Here is a 16,820-nt window from a genome sequence, read left to right as displayed (position 1 = left end):
TCAGTCCCTCGGTCGCCGGCCGATCTTCGACCCGAGCCAGACCAGCGGGTCGTACTTGCGGTCGGCCACCCGCTCCTTGAGCGGGATCAGCGCGTTGTCGGTGATCCGGATGTGCTCCGGACAGACCTCGGTGCAGCACTTGGTGATGTTGCAGTAGCCCAGGCCGTGCACCTCCTGCGCGGCCCGCTTGCGGTCCGGCGCGGCGTCCAGCGGGTGCATGTCCAGCTCCGCCACCCGCATCAGGAACCGCGGCCCGGCGAACGCGCCCTTGTTCTCCTCGTGGTCGCGCACCGCGTGGCAGGTGTCCTGGCAGAGGAAGCACTCGATGCACTTGCGGAACTCCTGCGAGCGCGCCACGTCCTGCTGCGCCATCCGGTACTCGCCGGGCGCCAGCCCCGGCGGCGGCACGAAGGACGGCACCTCGCGCGCCTTGGCGTAGTTGAAGCCGACGTCGGTCACCAGGTCGCGGATCGACGGGAAGGCCCGCAGCGGGGTCAGCACCACCGGCTGGTCGGCCGGCAGCGCGGACATCCGGGTCATGCAGAGCAGCCGCGGCCGCCCGTTCACCTCGGCGCTGCACGAACCGCACTTGCCCGCCTTGCAGTTCCACCGCACCGCCAGGTCCGGTGCCTGGGTGGCCTGCAGCCGGTGCACCAGGTCCAGCACCACCTCGCCCTCGTTGACCTCCACCCGGTAGGAGACGAAGTCGCCCTCGCCCGCCTCGCCGCGCCAGATCCGGAACTCAAGACTGCTCATCGGCCAGCTCCTCCGGGGTGAAGTACTTCGCCAGCTCCGTGCGGTCGAACAGGGCCAGCAGGTCGGCCCGCAGGCGCGGCAGCGGCTGCCGCACCACCTCGATGCTCCCGTCCACCAGGGCGCAGACCAGGTTGCTGCGCCGCCAGTCGCGGTCCATGGCCGGCCAGTCCTCCCGGGTGTGCCCGCCGCGGCTCTCCCGGCGCAGCAGCGCCGCCTTCGCCACGCACTCCGAGACCAGCAGCATGTTGCGCAGGTCCAGGGCCAGGTGCCAGCCGGGGTTGAACTGCCGGTGGCCCTCGATGCCCACCTGCTCGGCCCGCCGCCGCAGCACCGCCAGCCGGTCCTGCGCCTGCTTCATCTCGCCGGCCCGGCGGATGATCCCCACCAGGTCGTTCATGGTCTGCTGCAGCTCCTGGTGGAGTGCGTAGGGGTGCTCGGTGCCGCCGCCGAACGGGGTCACCGCCTCGGTGCGGGCCGCGTCCAGCTGCTCGGCGGCGGGCTGCGGGCGCTCGGTCCGCGCGGCGGCGTAGCGGGCCGCGTGCAGCCCGGCCCGGCGGCCGAAGACCAGCAGGTCGGAGAGCGAGTTGCCACCCAGCCGGTTGGCGCCGTGCATCCCGCCGGCCACCTCGCCGGCCGCGTAGAGCCCGGGCACGGCCGGGCTGGCGGCGGTGTCCGGATCCACCTCGACGCCGCCCATCACGTAGTGGCAGGTGGGCCCGACCTCCATCGGCTCCCGGGTGATGTCCACATCGGCCAGCTCGCGGAACTGATGGTGCATCGAGGGCAGCCGGCGGATGATCTCCTCGGCCGGCAGCCGGGACGAGACGTCCAGGTGGACGCCGCCGTGCTCGGTGCCCCGGCCGGCTTTGACCTCGGCGTTGATGGCCCGGGCCACCTCGTCGCGGGGGAGCAGCTCGGGCGGGCGGCGGTTGTGGTCGGGGTCGGCGTACCAGCGGTCGGCCTCCGCCTCGCTCTCGGCGTACTGCGCCCGGAAGACGTCCGGCACATGGTCGAACATGAACCGCCGGCCCTCGCTGTTGCGCAGCACCCCGCCGTCGCCCCGGACCGACTCGGTGACCAGGATCCCCTTCACCGAGGGTGGCCAGACCATGCCGGTCGGGTGGAACTGGATGAACTCCATGTTGAGCAGCCGGGCGCCGGCCAGCAGCGCCAGCGCGTGCCCGTCCCCGGTGTACTCCCAGGAGTTGGAGGTCACCTTGAACGACTTGCCGATGCCGCCGGTGGCCAGCACCACGGCGGGCGCGGCGAGCGCGAAGAACTCCCCGCTCTCCCGGGCGTAGCCGAACACCCCGGCGACCTGCTCGCCGTTCTTCACGCTGTGCTCTTTCAAGATGCGGGTGACCGTGTACTCCTGAAAGATCTTCAGGCCGGACTCGTAGTCGCCGGTCTCCCGGTGGTCGGCCTGCTGCAGGGCCACCACCTTCTGCTGCAGGGTGCGGATCAGCTCCAGGCCGGTGCGGTCGCCGACATGGGCGAGCCGCGGGTACTCGTGCCCGCCGAAGTTGCGCTGCGAGATCCGGCCGTCGGCGGTGCGGTCGAAGAGCGCGCCCCAGGTCTCCAGTTCCCAGACCCGCTCTGGTGCCTCCTTGGCGTGCAGCTCGGCCATCCGCGGGTGGTTGAGGAACTTGCCGCCGCGCATGGTGTCGCGGAAGTGCACCTGCCAGCTGTCACCGCTGTTGACGTTGCCCATCGAGGCGGCGATGCCGCCCTCGGCCATCACGGTGTGCGCCTTGCCGAACAGCGACTTGCAGATCACCGCGACCCGGGCGCCCTGCTCCCGGGCCTCGATCGCGGCCCGCAGCCCGGCCCCGCCGGCGCCGACCACCACGACGTCGTACTGCTCCATCCAACGCTCCCTCAGAAGAACCGCGGGTCGGCGAAGGCTCCCGACGCGACCAGGTAGACGTAGAGGTCGGCGAGCCCGACCGAGAACAACGAGCACCAGGCGAGCTGCATGTGGCGGGCGTTCAGCCGGCCGACCAGCTGCCAGGCCCGGTGGCGCACCGGGTGCCGGGAGAAGTGCTTGAGCCGCCCGCCCACGATGTGCCGGCAGGAGTGGCAGGAGAGGGTGTAGGCCCAGATCAGCAGCACGTTCACCAGCAGCACCAGGGTGCCGAGGCCGGCGTGGCCCCAGCGCCCGGTGCCGTCCCGGAACCCCAGCACCGCGTCGTAGCTGAGGATCCCGGCGACCGGCACGGCCAGGTAGAAGAAGTAGCGGTGCAGGTTCTGCAGCACCAGCGGGAACCGGGACTCGCCGGTGTAGCGGGCGTGCGGCTCGGCCACCGCGCAGGCCGGCGGCGAGGACCAGAACGCCCGGTAGTAGGCCCTGCGGTAGTAGTAGCAGGTCAGCCGGAAGCCGAGCGGGAAGATCAGCACCAGCAGCGCGGGGGAGAGCCGCCACCAGTCGCCGAACAGCGCCCAGTCGGCCCCGCCGCGCATCGGCACGCAGTGCGCCGCCAGGCACGGGGAGTAGAACGGCGAGACGTACGGCGGCGCGTAGTAGTCGGCCCCGGCGAACGCCCGCCAGGTCGAGTAGCCGACGAAGAGCAGTAGCCCCAGCGCGGTGGCCAGCTGGGGCAGCCACCAGGCATCGGTGCGCAGGGTGCGGTCCGCGATGACCGCACGTTTGGTCATTGTGGCCATTCTGGAAGTGTGACCTTGATCACAATGTCTCGGAAGGGTTCTGACCGGAGTTCATTGCGCCGAAGGGGTGTCAGCTTGTCGTGCCGTCAGCTTTTCGGCAGGCCGCTGGAGTTGAGTGGCCGCATGAGACGTCTGCTCGCCGCCCTGCTGGCGCTCGGTGCCCTGACGGGCTGCTCCGGATCGCCGGCCCCCGCCGCGTCGGCGCCGGCCGCCGACCTGACCCGGGCCGACCGCGGCGCCGTCCGCCAGGGCGGCACGCTGCGCTGGGCGGTCGACCAGGTGCCCGCCGACCTGGACGTCTACACCGCCGACGCCCCGCCGGACACCGCGCTGATCGCCCACGCGGTGCTGCCGAGCCTCTACCGGCTGGACGAGCACGCCCGCCCGGTGCCCGACCCGGACTACCTGGCCGGCGCCCAGGTGGCCGGCCGCACCGTCACCTACCGGCTCAACCCCAAGGCGATGTGGAGCGACGGCACCCCGCTGAGCGCGGCGGACTTCAACGCCCAGTGGACCGCACTGCGCGATAGCCACCCCGGCTACGGCGCCATCGAGTCGGTCGCGGCGGGTGCCGACCCGCACCAGGTCAGGGTGGTCTTCCGGCAGCCGTACGCCCAGTGGCAGGCGCTGTTCAGCCCGCTCGACCCGGCGGCCGGCCGGCTGACCGCCGGCCCGTTCGCCGTCGGCACCCTGGACGCCAAGAACGGCAGGGCGACCCTGGTGCGCAATCCGCGCTGGTGGGGCGATCCGCCCAAGGTCGACGAGATCGACTTCCTGGCCACCTCCGATCGGCTGGCCGCCCTGCAGACCCAGCAGGTCGACGTGGCCGCCCTGGAGGGCACCGTCGACCACCCGCCGACCGCCAAGTCCGCCGACGCCCTCGACTCGGCGACGCAGACCCTGCGCCGGGCCGAGGCGCTGCCCGGCATCACCCTGCACCGGGCGGCCGCCCCCTCCTTCACCCAGCTCACCCTGAACGGCGCCCGCGGCCCGCTGGCCGACACCGCGGCGCGCCGCGCGCTGGCCGCCCTGGTGGACCGCGGCAAGCTGGCCCAGGCGGCGCTGGGCCCGCTCGGGGTGGCCGCGGCGCCGCTCGGCAACCACCTGCTGATGACCGACCAGGCCGGCTACCACGACGACGGCACGGTGCTCGGCAGCAGCGCCAAGCCGCTGCACCTGACCCTGGACCTGATCTACCCGGACGACTCGGCCACCGCCCGCCGCACCGCCGACGCGCTGACCGCCCAGCTCGCCCCGCACGGCGTCACGCTGCACGCCAGGGCGCTGCCGGTGGCCGGGTTCGTCCACGACCACCTGGCGGCCGGCGACTGGGACCTGGCGCTGTTCTCCTGGCCGGCCACCGCCTTCCCGGCCGTGGACGAGCGCCCGCTCTACGCCAAGCCGCGCCCGGGCCCGGACGGTCGTCCGGTGGCCGGCCTCAACTACGCGGGCATCGGGACCGACGAGATCGACGGGCTCTTCGACCAGGCCGCCGCCGAGCCCGACCAGGCCCGGCAGATCGCCCTGCTCCAGCGGGCTGACCAGCGGATCTGGGAGATCGGCCACTCGGTCCCGCTCTACCAGCGCCCCGAGCTGGTCGCCGTCCGCACCGGGGTGGCCGGCGCCGGCGCCTACGGCTTCGGCTGGCCCCGCTACCAGGATCTCGGGTTCCTGCGCTGAGTGATGATCATCGCCTGCTGAGCGGTTACGCACCCCGGCCACGTACCATAGGACAAGCCGTGGCATGTGCCGCCCGGCAGGTGGACCGGTCAGGGAATGCACCGGGGCGCCACAACCCACGACTCCGGGAGAGTTCGCTCCGCATGCCCACGCGCAATGACATCCGCAACGTCGCCATCGTCGCCCACGTCGACCACGGGAAGACGACCCTGGTCGACGCGATGCTCAAGCAGGCCGGCGCCTTCGCGGCTCACCAGCACCTCGACGACCGCATGATGGACTCCAACGACCTCGAGCGCGAGAAGGGCATCACCATTCTCGCCAAGAACACCGCGGTCAAGTACCACCCCAAGGGTGGTGGCGAGCCGATCACGATCAACATCATCGACACCCCCGGCCACGCCGACTTCGGCGGTGAGGTCGAGCGCGGCCTGTCCATGGTGGACGCGGTGGTGCTGCTGGTGGACGCCTCCGAGGGCCCGCTGCCGCAGACCCGCTTCGTGCTGCGCAAGGCCCTGCAGGCCAAGCTGCCGGTCATCCTCTGCATCAACAAGACCGACCGTCCGGACTCCCGGATCGACGAGGTCGTCAACGAGACCTACGACCTGTTCCTGGACCTGGACGCGGACGAGGACCAGATCGAGTTCCCGATCGTCTACGCCTGCGCCCGCGACGGCATCGCCTCGCTGACCAAGCCGGAGAACGGCACCGTGCCGGCCGACAGCGACAGCCTGGAGCCGTTCTTCTCCACCATCCTGGACGCCGTCCCGGCCCCGGTCTACGACGAGGACGCCCCGCTGCAGGCGCACGTCACCAACCTGGACGCGGACAACTTCCTCGGCCGGATCGCGCTGCTCCGGGTCGAGCAGGGCTACCTCAAGAAGGGCCAGACCGTCGCCTGGATCAAGCGCGACGGCTCGATCCAGAACGTGCGCATCTCCGAGCTGCTGATGACCGAGGCGCTCACCCGCAAGCCCGCCGAGCAGGCCGGCCCGGGCGACATCTGTGCCGTCGCCGGTATCTCGGAGATCATGATCGGTGAGACCCTGGCCGACCCCGAGAACCCGATCGCGCTCCCGCTGATCACGGTGGACGAGCCCGCGATCTCGATGACCATCGGCACCAACACCTCGCCGCTGGTCGGCCGCGGCGGCAGCGGCAAGGGCGCGGACGCCAAGTCCGCGGTCAAGGACCGCAAGGTCACCGCCCGCCAGGTGAAGGACCGCCTGGACCGCGAGCTGATCGGTAACGTCTCGCTGCGGGTGCTGGACACCGAGCGCCCGGACGCCTGGGAGGTGCAGGGCCGCGGTGAGCTGGCGCTGGCCATCCTGATCGAGACCATGCGCCGCGAGGGCTTCGAGCTGACCGTCGGCAAGCCGCAGGTGGTCACCAAGGAGGTCAACGGCAAGACCCACGAGCCGGTCGAGCGCCTCACCGTGGACGTGCCCGAGGAGCACATGGGCGCCGTCACCCAGCTGATGGGCGTCCGCAAGGGCCGGATGGACAACATGTCCAACCACGGCTCGGGCTGGGTCCGGATGGAGTTCGTCGTCCCGTCCCGCGGTCTGATCGGCTTCCGGACCGAGTTCCTGACCAGCACCCGCGGCACCGGCATCGCGCACTCGATCCACGAGGGCCACGAGCCTTGGTTCGGCACCCTGACCACCCGCAACAACGGCTCGCTGGTCGCCGACCGGGCCGGTGTGGTCACCGCCTTCGCGATGACCAACCTGCAGGAGCGCGGTGTGCTCTTCTGCGACCCGGGCACCGAGGTGTACGAGGGCATGATCGTCGGCGAGAACTCCCGCGCCGACGACATGGACGTCAACATCACCAAGGAGAAGAAGCTCACCAACATGCGTTCCTCGAACGCCGACGTGGCCGAGTCGATCGTGCCGCCGCGCAAGCTCTCGCTGGAGCAGTCGCTGGAGTTCTGCCGCGAGGACGAGTGCATCGAGGTGACCCCGGAGACGGTGCGCATCCGCAAGGTGGTGCTGGACCAGAAGGACCGCGGCCGGACCGCCTCCCGGGCCAAGAAGGGCTGACGCACAGCAGCTGATCGACCGTCAGCCGGTTCCCCGTCGGGGAGCCGGCTGACGGCTTTTCAGCACCCGTTCGGCGGTACCGCACGCTCTTTAGGCCCTGCTGCGGGTGCGCCGCCGCAGCGGCGACCTTCGAATGGGGTGTGATGCACCACACACCCCGGTAGGAGGGACATCCATGCGCGCAGCCAAGCGGATCCGCTGGGCGGTGATCGCTGTTACCTCGGTGGCCCTGGCGGCCGCCGGCTGCAGCAGCAGCAAGAGCAGCGGCGGCTCGTCGTCCGGAGGCATCGTCCGAGCCTGGTGGGGCGACCCGCAGAACCCGTTGGAGCCGGCCAACACCAACGAGGTGAACGGCGGCGCGGTGATGAACATGATCTTCGCCGGCCTGATCCAGTACGACCCGAAGACCAGCGCCCCCAGCAACGCCAACGCCGACTCGATCACCTCGTCCGACCAGCAGAACTGGACGGTGACGCTGAAGCCGGGATGGAAGTTCAGCGACGGCACCACGGTCACCGCCAAGTCCTACGTGGACGCCTGGAACTACGGGGCGCTCTCCACCAACAAGCAGATCAACAGCAGCTTCTTCTCCTACATCCAGGGCTACGACCAGGTGTCGCCGGCCAGCGGCGCGCCGACCGCGCAGACCATGTCCGGCCTGAAGGTGGTCAACGACAACACCTTCACGGTGGCGCTCACCCAGAAGTTCTCCACCTGGCCGCAGACCCTCGGCTACAGCGCCTACTACCCGCTGCCCGCGACCTTCTTCAGCAACCACGCCGCCTATCTGAACAAGCCGATCGGCAACGGGTCGTACATGATCCAGTCGTACACCCGCAGCCAGCAGATGCAGCTGGTGCCGAACCCGGACTACAGCGGCACCAACAAGCCGAAGAACGGCGGCATCACGCTGACCGTCTACACCGACCCCAACGCGGCCTACTCGGACCTGCAGTCCGGCGCGCTGGACGTGGACAACACGCTCTCCACCACGGCGCTCAAAACCCTGGCGAGCGGGCCCAGCGGCGGCCGGTTCCTGAACACCCCGGCCGGCATCATCCAGACCATCTCGTTCCCGCTCTACCAGCCCCAGTGGAGCACCGCGGGCGCCAAGCTGGTCCGCCAGGGCATCTCGATGGCGATCGACCGGCCCACCATCGTGAAGAACATCTTCACCAACACCCGGACCCCGGCCACCGACTGGACCTCCCCGGTGCTGGGCACGGCCGGCGGTTTCCAGGACGGCCTCTGCGGCCAGCTGTGCACCTACAACCCGACCATGGCCAAGCAGCTGATCCAGCAGGGCGGCGGCATCCCCGGCGGCCAGCTGACCATCAGCTACAACGCCGACGGCGGGCACAAGGACTGGGTCGACGCCACCTGCAACAGCATCAACCAGGCGCTGGGCAACAACACCGCCTGCGTCGGCAACCCGATCGGCACCTTCGCGGACTTCCGCAACCAGATCACCAGCAAGAAGATGACCGGCCCGTTCCGGACCGGCTGGCAGATGGACTACCCGCTGATCCAGGACTTCCTGCAGCCGGTCTACACCACCACCGGGTCCTCCAACGACTCGCACTACAACAACCCGGCCTTCGACAGCCAGGTGAACACGGCCAACGCCGAGCCCAACCCGGCCACCGCGGTCTCCGACTTCCAAACCGCCGAGAAGATGCTGGTCACCGACGTGCCGGCAATCCCGCTCTGGTACCAGAACGGCACGGTCGCCTGGTCCAACCACGTGAACAACGTGACGCTCGACCCGTTCAGCGTCCCGGTCTACTGGCAGATCACCGTCGGTTAGTCGGGTAGCGGCGGTCGGCTCCCGAGCGGAGCCGACCGCCGCCTTCGCCAACTCAGTGGGAGGTACGCATGGGACGCTACGTCCTCAGGCGCCTGCTCCAGATGATCCCGGTGTTCATCGGGTCCACCTTCCTGATCTTCGTCATGGTGCACGCGCTCGGCGACCCGGTGAACGCGCTCTTCGGGGACCGGGCGCCGGACCCGGCGGTCGCCGCCCAGATCCGGGCCCAGTACAACCTGAACGACCCGCTCTGGCAGCAGTACCTGCTGTATATGGGCCGGCTCTTCCGATGGGACTTCGGCACCACCTTCACCGGCCAGACGGTCACCTCGCAGCTGGCTGCCGCCTATCCGACCACGCTCAAGCTCACGGCCGTCGCCTTCACCATCGAGGTGGTCTTCGGCATCGGCCTAGGGCTGCTCAGCGGCCTGCGCCGGGGGCACGTCGCGGACAGCTCGGTGCTGATCCTCACCCTGGTGGTGATCTCCATCCCGACCTTCGTCACCGGTTATGTGCTGCAGTACCTGGTCGGGGTGAAGTGGGGGATCCTGCCGGCCACGGTCGGCTTCGACGTCACCTTCAAGTCGCTGATCCTGCCCGGCATCGTGCTGGCCTCGGTCTCGCTGGCCTATGTCGCCCGGCTGACCCGGACCACGGTCGCCGAGAACTCCCGGGCCGACTTCGTGCGCACCGCGGTGGCCAAGGGCCTGCCGAGGCGCCGGGTGGTGGTCAACCACCTGCTGCGCAACTCGCTGATCCCCGTGGTCACCTTCCTCGGCACCGACCTGGGCGCCCTGATGGGCGGCGCACTGGTCACCGAGCGGATCTTCAACATCCACGGTGTCGGATACACCCTCTACCAGGGGATCGTGCGGCAGAGCACCAACACCGTGGTCGGCTTCGTGACCGTCCTGGTGATCATCTTCCTGGCGGCCAACCTGCTCGTCGACCTGCTCTACGCGGTCCTGGACCCGAGGATCCGGTATGCCTGATCAGGAGAAGTACAACGAAGCGGATCCGCTGGCCGGTGCCGGCGCCGAAGAGGAGGACATGCAGAGCGCGGTCGAGAGCCGCCAGTTCGACCTCGGCACCATGGAGGCGGAGACTTTAATCAAGAACGAGCGGCTGCTGGACGAGCCGGAGGTCGCCGCCGCCGACGACGACCGGGTGGCGCCGCGCAGCCTCTGGCAGGACGCCTGGCGGGATCTGCGGACCAACCCGATCTTCATCATCTCCGGTCTGCTGATCATCTTCCTGGTGCTGGTGGCGATCTTCCCGGGCATGATGACCTCGACCAGCCCGCTCAGCTGCGACCTGGCCAAGTCCCAGCAGGGGCCCACCGGCGGGCACCCGTTCGGGTACGACACCCAGGGCTGCGACGTCTACGCCCGCACCGTCTACGGCGCTCGGGCCTCGATCACGGTCGGCGTCTGCGCCACCGTCGGCGCGGCGCTCGTCGGCACCGTGCTGGGTGGCCTGGCCGGCTTCTTCGGCCGCTGGACCGACTCGCTGATCTCCCGGGTCGCCGACATCTTCTTCGGCATCCCGATCCTGCTCGGCGGCCTGGTCTTCCTCTCCGTGATCAAGGTCAAGTCGATCTGGATCGTGGTGGCCTTCATCGTGGTCCTGGGCTGGCCGCAGCTCGCCCGCATCGGGCGCGGCGCGGTGATCACGGCCAAGGAGCAGGACTATGTGACGGCGGCCAGGGCCCTCGGCGCGAGCAACAGCCGGCTGATGCTCCGCCACATCCTGCCCAACGCGGTCGCGCCGATCATCGTGGTCGCCACCATCGCGCTCGGCACCTACATCGCCCTGGAAGCCACCCTGAGCTACCTCGGCGTCGGCCTCAAACCGCCGACCGTCTCCTGGGGCATCGACATCTCGGCGGCCTCGGACACCTTCAGCGTGGCACCGCACATGCTGCTCTTCCCGGCCGGCGCGCTCTGCCTCACGGTGCTCGCCTTCATCATGCTCGGCGACGCGGTGCGCGACGCCCTCGACCCCAAGCTGCGCTGAGAGAGGCCACCAGCGATGAGTAGCAGCATCACCAGTGCGCAGCCACGGTCGGCCACGACGGACACCGAAGCCGGTCCGCTGCTCGAAGTCCGCGACCTGAAGGTGGAGTTCCGCACCAGGGACGGGGTGGCCAAGGCGGTCAACGGGGTGAACTACTCGGTCCGGGCCGGTGAGACGCTGGCCGTACTGGGTGAGTCGGGCTCCGGCAAGTCGGTCTCCGCTCAGGCCGTGATGGGCATCCTGGACAGCCCGCCGGGTTTCGTGACGGGCGGTCAGCTCCTCTTCAAGGGGCGCGACCTGCTGACCATGGGCAAGGAGGAGCGGCGCAAGATCCGCGGCTCCCAGATCGCGATGATCTTCCAGGACGCGCTCTCCGCGCTCAACCCGGTGCACACCGTCGGCGCCCAGCTGGGCGAGCTGTTCCGGGTGCACCGCAGGGCCTCCCGCAAGGAGGCCAAGGAGAAGGCGATCGAGCTGATGGAGCGGGTGCGCATCCCGGCCGCCAAGGAGCGGGTCGGCGACTATCCGCACCAGTTCTCCGGCGGCATGCGCCAGCGCATCATGATCGCCATGGCGCTGGCCCTGGAGCCGGACCTGATCATCGCCGACGAGCCGACCACCGCACTGGACGTCACGGTCCAGGCCCAGGTGATGGACCTGCTGGCGGATCTCCAGGACGAGTACCACATGGGCCTGATCCTGATCACCCACGACCTCGGGGTGGTCGCCGACGTGGCGGACAAGATCGCGGTGATGTACGCCGGACGGATCGTGGAGACCTCCCCGGTCCGCGAGCTGTACGCCAGCCCCGCACACCCGTACACCCAGGGTCTGCTGGAATCGATCCCGCGGCTGGACCAGAAGGGCCAGGAGCTCTACGCGATCAAGGGCCTGCCGCCCAACCTGCTGCGGATCCCGCCGGGCTGCCCGTTCAACCCGCGCTGCCCCCGGGCCCAGGCCATCTGCCGGGAGGTGCATCCGCCGCTCTTCGAGGTGACGGACGAGGCGGACACCCCCGTGCCCGGCCGGGCCAGCGCCTGCCACTTCTGGAAGGAGACGCTCCATGGTGAATGACGGGGCCACCGCGCTCGGCGCGGCCCAACCGGAGGAGGTGGTGTTCGCCCAGCCGGTCACCGAGGGCGAGCCGATCCTGGAGGTCCGCAACCTGGTCAAACACTTCCCGCTGACCCAGGGCGTGATCTTCAAGAAGCAGGTAGGCGCGGTGAAGGCGGTGGACGGCGTCTCCTTCGACCTGATCAAGGGCGAGACGCTGGGCATCGTCGGCGAGTCCGGCTGCGGCAAGTCGACGCTGGCCAAGGTGCTGATGAACCTGGAGCCGGCCACCAGCGGATCGGTCCGCTACAAGGGCGAGGAGATCTCCCGGCTGACCGGCGCGGCGCTGAAGGCGGTCCGGCGCAACATCCAGATGGTCTTCCAGGACCCGTACACCTCGCTCAATCCGCGGATGACGGTCGGCGACATCATCGGCGAGCCGTTCGAGATCCATGCCGAGGTGGCCCCCAAGGGCGACCGCCGCAAGGCCGTGCAGGACCTGCTGGACGTGGTCGGCCTCAACCCGGAGTACATCAACCGGTATCCACACCAGTTCTCCGGCGGCCAGCGCCAGCGGATCGGCATCGCCCGCGGCCTGGCGCTCAAGCCCGAGGTGATCATCTGCGACGAGCCGGTCTCCGCGCTGGACGTCTCGGTGCAGGCCCAGGTGATCAACCTGCTGGAGCAGCTGCAGGGCGAGTTCAACCTCTCGTACATGTTCATCGCCCACGACCTGTCCATCGTGCGGCACATCTCCGACCGGGTCGGCGTGATGTACCTGGGCAAGCTGGTGGAGATCGGCTCCGACCTGGAGATCTACGACCACGCCACCCACCCGTACACCCAGGCGCTGCTCTCCGCCGTCCCGGTCCCCGACCCGAGCGCGCGCGAGTCCCGGGACCGGATCGTGCTCAGCGGTGACGTCCCGTCACCCGCCAATCCGCCGTCCGGCTGCCGGTTCCGCACCCGCTGCTGGAAGGCCCAGGAGAAGTGCGCCATCGAGGAGCCGCTGCTGGCCCGCCCGCCCTGGCTGACCGGGCTGGCCGCGCACGACTCGGCGTGTCACTTCGCCGCGGAGCGCGAGATTGAGCAGAGCGCCGCGGAGCGCGAGATCGAGCAGAGCGCGGCGGAGCGCGACGTTGAGCAGAGTGCGGCGGAGCGCGAGAACGGGGCTCCTCCCGCGGACGAGCAGGAGAACGGGCAGAGCTGAGAAAACGCCGGGGCCCCTCCCAAGCGGAAGGGGCCCCGGCGTTCTGCTGACCTGATCAGTCCTCGGACTTCGCGTCCTTGGCCTTGTCCTCGGTCTTCGCCTCGGCCTTCTCGGTCTTCGCCTCGGCCTTCTCGGTCTTCGCCTCGGTCTTGTCCTCGGCCTTGGCGGCCTTCTCGACCTTGACGTCGGCCTTCGGCTTGACCTCGGTCTTCGCGGCCTTCGGCTTGAGCTCGGCCGCGTCGCGGGCCTTGGGCACCGTGGTGGTGCCGGTCGGCGCGCTGGTGCCGTCCTCCGGGAAGTGGCAGGCCGTCAGGTGGCCGTCGGCGTTGCCGGCCAGCTGGACCAGCGGCGGCTCCTCCGTGGCGCACTTCTCCTGCGCCTTCCAGCAGCGGGTGCGGAACCGGCAGCCGGACGGCGGGTTGAGCGGCGACGGGACGTCACCGGTGAGCCGGATCCGCTCGGAGGCGGCGCTGTCCGGGTCGGCGTCGGGGGCCGCCGAGAGCAGCGCGACGGTGTACGGGTGGCGGGGGCTGGTGTAGAGCGAGTCGCGGTCGGCGATCTCGACCACCTTGCCCAGGTACATCACCGCGACGCGCTGCGAGAAGTGCCGCACGATCGACAGGTCGTGGGCGATGAAGACGAACGCGATGCCCAGCTCGCGCTGCAGCTTCTGGAGCAGGTTGACGACCTGCGCCTGGATCGACACGTCAAGCGCGGAGACCGGCTCGTCGGCGACGATCAGCTTCGGGTTGAGCGCGAGCGCCCGGGCGACACCGATGCGCTGGCGCTGACCGCCGGAGAACTCGTGCGGGAACCGGTTGAAGTGCTCCGGGTTGAGACCGACGATCTCCAGGAGCTCCTTGGCCCGGGCGTCCCGGCCGCCGGGCGGGTTGATCCCGTTGATCTCCATCGGGTTGGTGATGATGGTGCCGACGGTGTGCCGCGGGTTCAGCGAGGAGTACGGGTCCTGGAAGATCATCTGGATCTCGGACCGGATCGGCGCCAGCTCCTTGCGGCTGGCGTGCGTGATGTCCTGGCCGAGGTACTTGATGCTTCCGGCGGTGGGCTCGTAGAGCCGGGTGACCAGGCGACCGGTGGTCGACTTGCCACAGCCGGACTCACCGACCAGGCCCAGGCTCTCGCCCTCGCCCACGGTGAAGCTCACGTTGTCGACCGCCTGCACCGCGCCGACCTGGCGCTTGAACGGGAAGCCGCCCATCACGGGGAAGTGCTTGGTGAGGCCGGTGACCTCCAGCAGGGGAGAGCCGGAGGCTGCCGGCGTCTCCTTGGCCTTGGTCAGCGAGGTCTGCTCTGCGCTCATGGGATTTCCTTGACTCCGTTACCGAGGATCAGCTGCTCAGCCGGGGCAGGATCTGCTCGGTGAGGATGGACTGCTTCTGCTCATCCGTGAGGTGGCAGGCCGACAGGTGGCCGTTGGCCAGTGCGAGCGGCGGGCGCTCGGTCTCGCACTTGTCGCCCGGCACCAGCTCACGGTACGCGCAGCGCGGGTTGAAGGCGCAGCCGGAGGGCGGGTTCAGCAGGGACGGCGGGGTGCCCGGGATCGGCATCAGCGGGACGTCGACGGAGGCGTTGATCCGCGGGATGGAGCTGAGCAGGCCCCAGCCGTACGGGTGCTGGGAGGTCTTCAGGACCTCGCGCATGGTGCCGCGCTCGACGGCCCGACCGGCGTACATCACCAGCACGTCGTCGGCGATCTCGCGGATCACGCCGAGGTCGTGGGTGATGAAGATGATCGAGGTGCCGCTCTCCTGCTGGAGGTCCTTCAGCAGGTCGACGATCTGGGCCTGGACGGTCACGTCCAGCGCGGTGGTGGGCTCGTCGGCGATCAGCAGCTCGGGGTCGCAGACCAGCGCCATGGCGATCATCGCGCGCTGGCGCATACCGCCGGAGAACTGGTGCGGGAAGTCGTCGACCCGGGTCTGCGGCTGCGGGATGCCCACGCGGCGGAGCATCTCGATGGCGCGGTCCCGGCCCTCCTTCTTGCTGGCGCCGGTGTGCTTCATGAACGGTTCGGCGATCTGCCGGCCGATCGTGTAGTACGGCGACAGCGCGGCGAGCGCGTCCTGGAAGATCATCGCCATCTTGTCGCCGCGGAGCTTCTCGAGGTCCTTCTGGGAGGCCTTGAGCAGGTCCTGGCCGTCGAGGGTGATCGAGCCCTCGATGGTGGTGTTGCGCGGGTTGTGCAGGCCCATCACGGCGAGGTTGGACACCGACTTGCCGGAGCCCGACTCACCGACGATCCCGAGGGTCTTGCCCTTCTCCAGGTCGAAGGTGAGGTTGTTGACGGCCTTGACGATGCCGTCTTCGGTACGGAAGCGAACCTGCAGGTCACGCACCGAGAGGTAGGCGGAGCCGGCCTGGGGTGCGGTGCCGGACTCGGACTTGGTGAGGGTGCTCACGGTCGGATCTCCTCGGGGGCGGGGTGGTGCGGGGCGGGCGTGGATACGGACGGGGTCATGCCAGCCGCACCCGGGGGTCGAGGAGAGCGTAAGCAGCGTCGACGATGATGTTGAAGAGCAGGATGGCGACCGAGCTGAAGATCAGCACGCCCAGCTCCAGGTACAGGTCGGCGTTGTTGACCGACTTGACGGCGAGGAAGCCCAGGCCCTGGATGCTGAAGGTGTACTCGGTGATGATCGCGCCGGAGAAGACCGCGCCGAGGTCGATACCGAAGATGGTGATGATCGGGGCCATCGCACCGCGCAGCGCGTACCGGAACCAGACGTAGCGGCTGGACATGCCCTTGGCGCGGGCGGCCCGGATGTGGTCCTCGGAGAGCTGCTCGAGCATCAGCGAGCGGACCTGGCGGGTGTAGTTGGCCCAGAAGATGATCGACATGACCAGCCACGGCAGCAGCATGCCCATGAAGCAGCCGACCGGGTCCTGGGTGAACGGCACGTACTTCGGGACGTCCAGCCACTGCAGGTTGTAGACGAAGAGCGCCATGGCCAGCGGGCCGACGAAGTAGATCTGGGTGGACTGGCCGATCAGCGAGACGGAGCTGGCCACCCGGTCCAGGATGGAGCCCTGCTTCCAGGCGGAGAGCATGCCCAGGCCGACACCGATGGCCAGGAAGACGATCGCACCGCCGATGGCCAGCACGAAGGTGGCCGGGTAGTTGGCGGAGATCTCGTCCCAGACGAACCGCTGAGAGTTGTAGGAGTAACCGAAGCACGGGGCGGCGCAGTGGCCGACCGTCCCGAGGTTCTGGCCGACGAACAGCCCGCTCAGGTAGTTCCAGAACTGGTGGTAGACCGGCAGGTTGAGATGCATGTTGGAGCGGATCTGCGCCAGCAGCTCAGGAGTGCAGGACTTCGGCGGGCAGGCCAGCTGAGCCGGGTCCACTGCGAGGGAGAAGAACGCGAAGTACGTCAGGCAGATCAGCAGCAGAATGATGACGATCGCGCCGAGCGCCCGGCGGATGAGAAATCGGAGCATGGAATGTAGCTCTTCCGAAGTGAGGGCGCCTGCGGCGGCCACGTCGTGGAGTGTGCGACTCCCGGGTCACGTGGAGTCGACACGCGGCCCGGGCAGGGCCACCTGATGGGGTGGCCCCGCCCGGGGGGAG

12 protein-coding genes and 1 pseudogene are annotated in these 16,820 nt (G+C 69.5%); 7 read left to right on the top strand and 6 right to left on the bottom strand.

The features are described from left to right. The 3 genes from P3T35_RS18910 to P3T35_RS18900 are packed head-to-tail and all read right to left on the bottom strand — an operon-like array spanning window position 1 to window position 3,411. A complete protein-coding gene (locus P3T35_RS18910) occupies window positions 1-756 on the bottom strand; it encodes a succinate dehydrogenase/fumarate reductase iron-sulfur subunit (protein ID WP_101382047.1) in 756 nt (251 codons plus the stop codon). Next, the gene (locus P3T35_RS18905; protein WP_101382048.1) at window positions 743-2,623 is read right to left on the bottom strand and encodes a fumarate reductase/succinate dehydrogenase flavoprotein subunit; all 1,881 of its coding nucleotides are present in this window, start codon (window positions 2,621-2,623) and stop codon (window positions 743-745) included. The genes P3T35_RS18910 and P3T35_RS18905 overlap by 14 nt, the downstream gene beginning before the upstream one ends. Window positions 2,624-2,634: 11 nt before the next feature. Next, the gene (locus P3T35_RS18900) at window positions 2,635-3,411 is read right to left on the bottom strand and encodes a hypothetical protein (protein WP_280706897.1); all 777 of its coding nucleotides are present in this window, start codon (window positions 3,409-3,411) and stop codon (window positions 2,635-2,637) included. 132 nt (window positions 3,412-3,543) lie between these two features. Between P3T35_RS18900 and P3T35_RS18895 the strand changes: the two genes are divergently transcribed. The 7 genes from P3T35_RS18895 (at window position 3,544) to P3T35_RS18865 (ending at window position 13,231) form a co-directional block, all read left to right on the top strand. Beyond that, window positions 3,544-5,100, top strand: a complete 1,557-nt coding sequence (locus P3T35_RS18895) for an ABC transporter family substrate-binding protein (RefSeq protein ID WP_101382050.1) — start codon at window positions 3,544-3,546, stop codon at window positions 5,098-5,100. A 143-nt stretch (window positions 5,101-5,243) separates the two neighbouring features. Next, window positions 5,244-7,145 (top strand): translational GTPase TypA, encoded by a 1,902-nt coding sequence (typA, locus tag P3T35_RS18890; protein ID WP_101382051.1) that lies wholly within the window; start codon window positions 5,244-5,246, stop codon window positions 7,143-7,145. Window positions 7,146-7,320: 175 nt separating this feature from the next. Next, window positions 7,321-8,952 (top strand): ABC transporter substrate-binding protein, encoded by a 1,632-nt coding sequence (locus P3T35_RS18885; RefSeq protein WP_101382052.1) that lies wholly within the window; start codon window positions 7,321-7,323, stop codon window positions 8,950-8,952. 68 nt (window positions 8,953-9,020) lie between these two features. Next, window positions 9,021-9,944: an ABC transporter permease gene (locus P3T35_RS18880; RefSeq protein ID WP_101382053.1), complete on the top strand. Its 924-nt coding sequence runs from the start codon at window positions 9,021-9,023 to the stop codon at window positions 9,942-9,944. Continuing rightward, the gene (locus tag P3T35_RS18875; RefSeq protein WP_101382054.1) at window positions 9,937-10,968 is read left to right on the top strand and encodes an ABC transporter permease; all 1,032 of its coding nucleotides are present in this window, start codon (window positions 9,937-9,939) and stop codon (window positions 10,966-10,968) included. Before P3T35_RS18880 ends, P3T35_RS18875 begins: the two co-directional genes overlap by 8 nt. A gap of 15 nt (window positions 10,969-10,983) precedes the next feature. Continuing rightward, window positions 10,984-12,042: an ABC transporter ATP-binding protein gene (locus tag P3T35_RS18870; protein WP_101382055.1), complete on the top strand. Its 1,059-nt coding sequence runs from the start codon at window positions 10,984-10,986 to the stop codon at window positions 12,040-12,042. Further along, window positions 12,032-13,231, top strand: coding sequence for a dipeptide ABC transporter ATP-binding protein (locus P3T35_RS18865; protein WP_101382056.1), 1,200 nt, complete (start codon window positions 12,032-12,034; stop codon window positions 13,229-13,231). The genes P3T35_RS18870 and P3T35_RS18865 overlap by 11 nt, the downstream gene beginning before the upstream one ends. Window positions 13,232-13,517: 286 nt before the next feature. Here P3T35_RS18865 and P3T35_RS18860 read toward each other — a convergent pair. From P3T35_RS18860 to P3T35_RS18850, 3 genes and pseudogenes are all read right to left on the bottom strand, one after another. After that, window positions 13,518-14,552: pseudogene (locus tag P3T35_RS18860) on the bottom strand (dipeptide ABC transporter ATP-binding protein); the annotation flags it as partial. A 28-nt stretch (window positions 14,553-14,580) separates the two neighbouring features. After that, window positions 14,581-15,651: an ABC transporter ATP-binding protein gene (locus P3T35_RS18855; RefSeq protein WP_101382058.1), complete on the bottom strand. Its 1,071-nt coding sequence runs from the start codon at window positions 15,649-15,651 to the stop codon at window positions 14,581-14,583. Window positions 15,652-15,706: 55 nt separating this feature from the next. Further along, window positions 15,707-16,690: an ABC transporter permease gene (locus P3T35_RS18850; protein WP_101382059.1), complete on the bottom strand. Its 984-nt coding sequence runs from the start codon at window positions 16,688-16,690 to the stop codon at window positions 15,707-15,709. Window positions 16,691-16,820: the final 130 nt, after the last annotated feature.

The organism is Kitasatospora sp. GP30 (genome assembly GCF_029892145.1).
GTDB lineage: Bacteria > Actinomycetota > Actinomycetes > Streptomycetales > Streptomycetaceae > Kitasatospora > Kitasatospora acidiphila.
The sequence above is the reverse complement of the archived record's forward strand: the minus strand, read 5'-3'. Positions and strand labels throughout refer to the sequence as shown.

What these genes read in the sequence shown, in the direction of transcription:
- P3T35_RS18895 (WP_101382050.1), top strand. Translation starts at nt 3,544, where the DNA reads ATGAGACGTCTGCTCGCCGCCCTGCTGGCGCTCGGTGCCCTGACGGGC.
- P3T35_RS18900 (WP_280706897.1), bottom strand. Translation starts at nt 3,411, where the DNA reads ATGACCAAACGTGCGGTCATCGCGGACCGCACCCTGCGCACCGATGCC.
- P3T35_RS18865 (WP_101382056.1), top strand. Translation starts at nt 12,032, where the DNA reads ATGGTGAATGACGGGGCCACCGCGCTCGGCGCGGCCCAACCGGAGGAG.
- P3T35_RS18875 (WP_101382054.1), top strand. Translation starts at nt 9,937, where the DNA reads ATGCCTGATCAGGAGAAGTACAACGAAGCGGATCCGCTGGCCGGTGCC.
- P3T35_RS18870 (WP_101382055.1), top strand. Translation starts at nt 10,984, where the DNA reads ATGAGTAGCAGCATCACCAGTGCGCAGCCACGGTCGGCCACGACGGAC.
- P3T35_RS18885 (WP_101382052.1), top strand. Translation starts at nt 7,321, where the DNA reads ATGCGCGCAGCCAAGCGGATCCGCTGGGCGGTGATCGCTGTTACCTCG.
- typA (WP_101382051.1), top strand. Translation starts at nt 5,244, where the DNA reads ATGCCCACGCGCAATGACATCCGCAACGTCGCCATCGTCGCCCACGTC.
- P3T35_RS18850 (WP_101382059.1), bottom strand. Translation starts at nt 16,690, where the DNA reads ATGCTCCGATTTCTCATCCGCCGGGCGCTCGGCGCGATCGTCATCATT.
- P3T35_RS18880 (WP_101382053.1), top strand. Translation starts at nt 9,021, where the DNA reads ATGGGACGCTACGTCCTCAGGCGCCTGCTCCAGATGATCCCGGTGTTC.
- P3T35_RS18910 (WP_101382047.1), bottom strand. Translation starts at nt 756, where the DNA reads ATGAGCAGTCTTGAGTTCCGGATCTGGCGCGGCGAGGCGGGCGAGGGC.
- P3T35_RS18905 (WP_101382048.1), bottom strand. Translation starts at nt 2,623, where the DNA reads ATGGAGCAGTACGACGTCGTGGTGGTCGGCGCCGGCGGGGCCGGGCTG.